The following is a 5,062-nucleotide window of genomic DNA, read 5'->3' as shown; positions in this document are numbered from 1 at the left end:
GCGGCGGAAGTCATCGGAAAAAAACAGGCCGTCCACCGCCAGCAGCGCTCCCGGTGACAACTGCTGCTGGAAACGGGTGTAATACTGGATATTCTCCACCCTGACCGCGAAATCCTCGGTGCTCTGCTGGATCTTGTTGATCTGCACGTGAACCGCACCGGTGCCGAACACGCTGCGGCGGACCCCGCCGCCGACCTTGTTGATCTCGTAGGCTCCCCCGCTGATTCCCATCCGGCTGACAGCCGAGGGAACCGACGGGTAGTGGGTAAACAGGTGAACCTCGTCGCTCCAGCCGGCAACTCCGCTGTGAGCGCCTCCGGAAATAACAGCCCCCTGGGCGACTATCTCCACAGGTACCAGCCGCCAGTCCACCCTCTCACTGAGCGGATCGGCGAGCTGCATCCCGTCCAGGAACACACCCGTGGCGGCGAAACCTGCACCCAGCGGCGAGAACCGCCGTGGATAGCCGTTGCCCAGACTGTCCCCGCTGACCATCGATGGGGCCAGCCGCAGCGCGTCGTCGAGATAGAACGGGAAGGCCAGGCTGAAAGCCTGCGGCCGGATCGGGCGGGACAAAAGCGTATCGGTGAACAACAGGGACAGGGTACTGCGGGAGCGGAACCGGACCAGCGGATCCAGCGGCTCGACTCCGGCGGCGGAGGTACTGTCGGGACTCGCAACTGAGGAATCCGCAACCGCGACTGAGTCCGTAACCACCGCCTGAGGACCCTGGGCCGCTGAATAGCGGGGAAATACGGTCAGGAACGCCAGCAGGGGGACAGTGCGCGTGAGGAGTCGGCTCAGTCGGAAAAGTTCGTTCATCGCGCAGTCAGGGTCAATTTCAACGGAAAACCGGCCAGCGTCGGATAATCAGAATGGAATATACGTAGAAGTGTCGGGGTCCACAACGGGAGTGGCGCGTTTCCAGGTCTCGGTCCAGAGCGCGTTTTCTCTGAAATAATTGATCTTGAGCTCACTCTTTTCGGGTAAATAATACCCCCGCGGCGTATTCAGCATGGCGCTGTCGGTAAACGTGTTAAACTCCACGTACCACTCGCCGATATACAATGTCCCGCTGTCGCTCCTTCCGAATACGCTCATGCCGATCTGGTAACGTAAATCGAGACTATACACTTCGTCCCGGATGAACATCAGCCCCGACAGGTTGGACCCGCTGTAGACATATTCCGTTTCGTAATCGGGCTGTTCGACGACATAGGTGGCGACGTAAGTACCGCTGTAGTCGAAATCGGCCGTAACCCTGGTGGGGGAATCATCGGAACAGCCAGCCAGCCCTGCGGCCAGCACCCCCGCGAGCATGCCCGCCGCGAATCGACCGGTCAGCGCCCGCTTGATCGCTCGGACCCTCTCTGTTACATTGCAGCAATTCACTGTCCTCTCCGAGTTAAGTCCGGAGATAATACCCGCCACCACCGCGATTGTTCGCAAGTGTCCGGAAGATGATCGCCCCAGACCGAAATTTTACGTCTTCGGCCTGGAAAAAGCAAGACTCAAGCAGGGATAGCGATGAAGTCCACGATTCGCGAGCGGCGGCTGCCCGACTGGCTGAGTGTCCGGCTGGACCGCGGTGAAAACTACACCCGGGTCCGCGGCCTGCTGCGCAAACATCGGCTCAACACGGTCTGCCAGGGCGCGCGCTGCCCCAACCAGTGGGAATGCTGGAACCAGGGCACCGCCACGTTCATGATCCTGGGCGGTCTCTGCACGCGCGGCTGCACTTTCTGCGGAGTCCCTCCGGATGCCGGGCCGGGGGCCGTGGACCCCGGCGAAGCGCTGGCGGTGGCCCGCGCAGTGGCGGAGCTGGAGCTGGACTGGACCGTGATCACCAGTGTTACGCGGGATGATCTGCCCGATGGGGGCGCGGGCCATTTCGCGGCCTGCGTGGCCGAGACCAGGCGGCTCAGCCCGGAGTGCGGCGTGGAACTGCTGATCCCCGATTTCGGTGGCGATACCGACTCCCTGCGTACGGTCGCTGAATCGGGGGCGGTGGTGATCGGCCATAATGTGGAGACTGTTCCCCGGCTCTACGGCAGGGTTCGTCCCCAGGCGGATTACAACAGATCGCTCGATGTCCTCTGTAGGCTGGTGCGGCTAGGCGAGGGCAGGTACTCGGTTAAAAGCTCGCTGATGGTGGGCCTGGGAGAAAGCGAGGATGAAATCGGCGAGGTGCTGGACGATCTGGCGGCGACCGGCTGCGACACTCTCACCCTGGGCCAGTACCTGAGGCCGTCCAAAAATCACCTGAAAGTCGAGCGTTATTACACACCCGGGGAGTTCGACAGGCTGGCGGAAACCGCCAGGAGCAGGGGAATCGCCAAAGTGGCCTCGGGTCCGAAGGTCCGCAGCTCCTACATGGCCCATCAGCTCCAGGGCCGCAGCCTGCGGAGTGAAGACAAGTAGCGAACGGCGGGAGCCTGTATTTTTCTAGTGTGGTGTCCCGGAAGTATATGTAATAATTCGATGGGCTGGTAATGGTTAGATCAACTCAAGCAGAAATCCCCCCTGGCCCCCCTTTGGCAAAGGGGGGAAGCGGCCTCCCCCTTTCGTAAAGGGGGATCGAGGGGGATTTATTATCCGCTTTTTTCCTACATTATTTGCAGGACACAACACTAGTCCTTGGTTGCGGAAGTTCGTATAACAGATCATAGACAAGTCGGGTTCCACTATGATGTTGGATGGTAACAGGTTGGCTAATTATGGCCCCAAAACATCCATATCAATAATTAAATCAACCAAGCACTAGTTTCGCTAAAAAAACTATTTTACCAGCACCATTTTGCGCACCGTGCTGAACCCCGCCCAGCGCAGCCTGCTGAAATAGACCCCGCTGGAAACCGCCCTGCCCGCTTCGTCGTCTCCCTCCCACTCTACACTGTACGTCCCCGCTTCGCGGACTCCGCCGGCCAAGACCCGCACCAGCCGGCCGCGGATATCGAACACTTCCAGCCTCACTTCGCGTCCGCCCTCGGGTACGGAATAGGTAATCGTGGTCGAGGGATTGAACGGGTTGGGATAGTTCTGTCTCAACTCGAAAGCGCGCGGCAGGTCGATTGTGGACAGTCCCGCAAGATCGTTCTGCAGGTTCAGTTGACGCAGGAACTCCTCGAACGATGGCGCCCCGGTGGAACCAGCCAGCAGGGTCCCATCCCCGCCGGTCCCGAACGGGTCGGTGATCGCCCGGTTGTAGATCAACCCTGCGTCGGCGTTGGTCACCCGATTATCGCGGTTGATATCAGCGGCGATTATCGCCTGGATGTCGAACCGGGCGCGGCCGGCGGCGATATCCAGCGCGGCCAGCACGTCGTCGATCCGCACCACCCTGTCGCGGATCACATCGCCCAGGCGCGGCAGGATATTGATCCTCAGCTCGTAGAAAGCGTTGGCTCCCGTGCGTCCGCCCCGGTCGCCGTAGGCCACGTTGGCGTCGAGCAGCCTCAGGTACACAGTAGCGCTGCGCGGACTGACAAAGGTGTAGTACGGGTCCAGGCCGTCCTCGTCGTCGTTGATCACCTCGCGGCCGTCCGCCCCCCTGAACCTCGCGCCGGTGGAATCGAACAGCTCGAAATAAGCGTCCAGGCTGCTGGCCGGGTCGAACGGCCGGCCGCTGACCGCATCGACATCGATCTCCACGCTGTCGCCGGCGTGGACCGGGAAGCTGAACCAGTCGATATCGTCCTCGTCGGCGGTGGCGAATATGGTCCCGCGGATAGAATTGTGCGAATGACGGGCCTGGGGCAGGCCGTAGGCCGGAAAGACCGGAACCGCGTCCTTCAGGCGCTGGTTCGGCTCGTTGGGGTCGTAGCCCAGGCCCAGCACCAGCGGCGTGCTGAGGCGACCCAGCGAGTCCGTGGCGGTCAGTTCGAAACCCGATGGAATGGCCGGCGGAATCCCCAGCGTGACAACCGTATCTCCCGGCGCGCCCTCAAAAACCACCGCGCGGTCGGGCGGCCGCCGGCTCACGGGAGGCCAGGCCAGCGCCCCGGCGATTGCGCCGCTCACTTCCACCAGGTCCAGTGTCACGTTGGCCGATCTCTCGAAGCGGCCGCGGTAGATACCGTCCAGGGCGCCGACACTGAAGCCGCTGATCCGCGAGAGCATCAGCCAGCCGCCAAGATCATCAGCGCCCGGCGTCAGCGCCGTTACCGTCCCGCTCAGGCTGTCGCCGCGCCCGTTGAGGCCGAATCCGCTGATCCGCCAGGCCGCGCTGTCGCCCGCGGCCGTAATCCGGAACAGGCTGAACGAGAATTTCCCTGTCTCGTTGTCGCGGACCACGTTTCGCAGCACGGAACCCTCCTGACGCGCCGGGGCGTTGTAGATATGGCGCAGGCTGATCCGCGGCGAGTGGTCCACCAGCTCCCCGCCCAGCGTCCTGACCCTGTTGAAATGGAGCATGATCCGATCGCCGCCGGGCTCCCGGTCGCTCTGCACGAGAACGGGATCGGCCAGCGGGACGTGTTCTCCCTCTCCCTGGACCACCACTCCCAGCCGCCAGCTGATGCCGAAATTCATCACGCTGCTGAACGAGGCGCCGCCGTTTTGGGAGATAAACGACTCGTCCACCTGCAGCTCTCCCTGGCCCACACCGAGCACGTCGATATTATGGAACGCGTTGAACCTGTTGTCCGGGCTGCGTACAGCCACCCACAGCTCTCCATCCTCTTCGACCCTCACCGGGTACTCGAACGGCAGCGGGTCGGTTGACAGCAGGGTCCCGTCACCGGCAAAATTGCGTACCACCGCCAGGGGGTTCTCAAGCCACGGCCGGGCCGGGTTCGAGGGGTCCGGGAGGGCCAGAATTAATTCAGGCCAGATAACCTGAGCGCCCTCGGGCGGAGCTGTATTCGAGGCGAAATCGGCGACCACGGAGACCACCGTGTAGGGCGGCTCGAAAATCTGCGGCAGTTTGCGGGCGATTAAATGCTGTGTGCTCGAAACCGGACTGAACGGATTGACGAGCTGGTTGGCGGCCACATAGAAATCCCGCTCGCCGAAGAGCCGCCGCAGACTCCTGCGCCCGGCCGGGTAGAAATTGCTGATGATC

Annotated in this window: 4 protein-coding genes; 1 reads left to right on the top strand and 3 read right to left on the bottom strand. The window is 62.1% G+C overall.

The features are described from left to right. Together FVQ81_18020 and FVQ81_18015 are read right to left on the bottom strand one after the other, a co-directional pair. The coding region (locus FVQ81_18020; protein MBW7998429.1) for a Plug domain-containing protein at positions 1–822 on the bottom strand (822 nt) is incomplete at its 3' end. 48 nt (positions 823–870) lie between these two features. After that, positions 871–1,392 carry a hypothetical protein gene (locus tag FVQ81_18015; GenBank protein ID MBW7998428.1) on the bottom strand — a complete coding sequence of 174 codons (522 nt, stop codon included), beginning with the start codon at positions 1,390–1,392 and terminating at the stop codon, positions 871–873. 135 nt (positions 1,393–1,527) lie between these two features. Here FVQ81_18015 and lipA point away from each other — a divergent pair, with 135 nt between their 5' ends. Continuing rightward, on the top strand, positions 1,528–2,421 hold the full coding sequence (lipA, locus tag FVQ81_18010) for a lipoyl synthase (protein MBW7998427.1): 894 nt from the start codon (positions 1,528–1,530) through the stop codon (positions 2,419–2,421). Between the two features lie 357 nt (positions 2,422–2,778). On the opposite strand, the gene FVQ81_18005 is transcribed toward lipA, so the two are convergent. Next, positions 2,779–5,062: T9SS type A sorting domain-containing protein (locus FVQ81_18005; protein MBW7998426.1), on the bottom strand; the 2,284-nt coding region annotated here is incomplete at its 5' end.

Source organism: Candidatus Glassbacteria bacterium (genome assembly GCA_019456185.1).
Classification (GTDB): domain Bacteria; phylum Gemmatimonadota; class Glassbacteria; order GWA2-58-10; family GWA2-58-10; genus JAJRTS01.
Note: the sequence above shows the minus strand (reverse complement) of the source record. Positions and strands in the feature narration are given on the sequence as shown.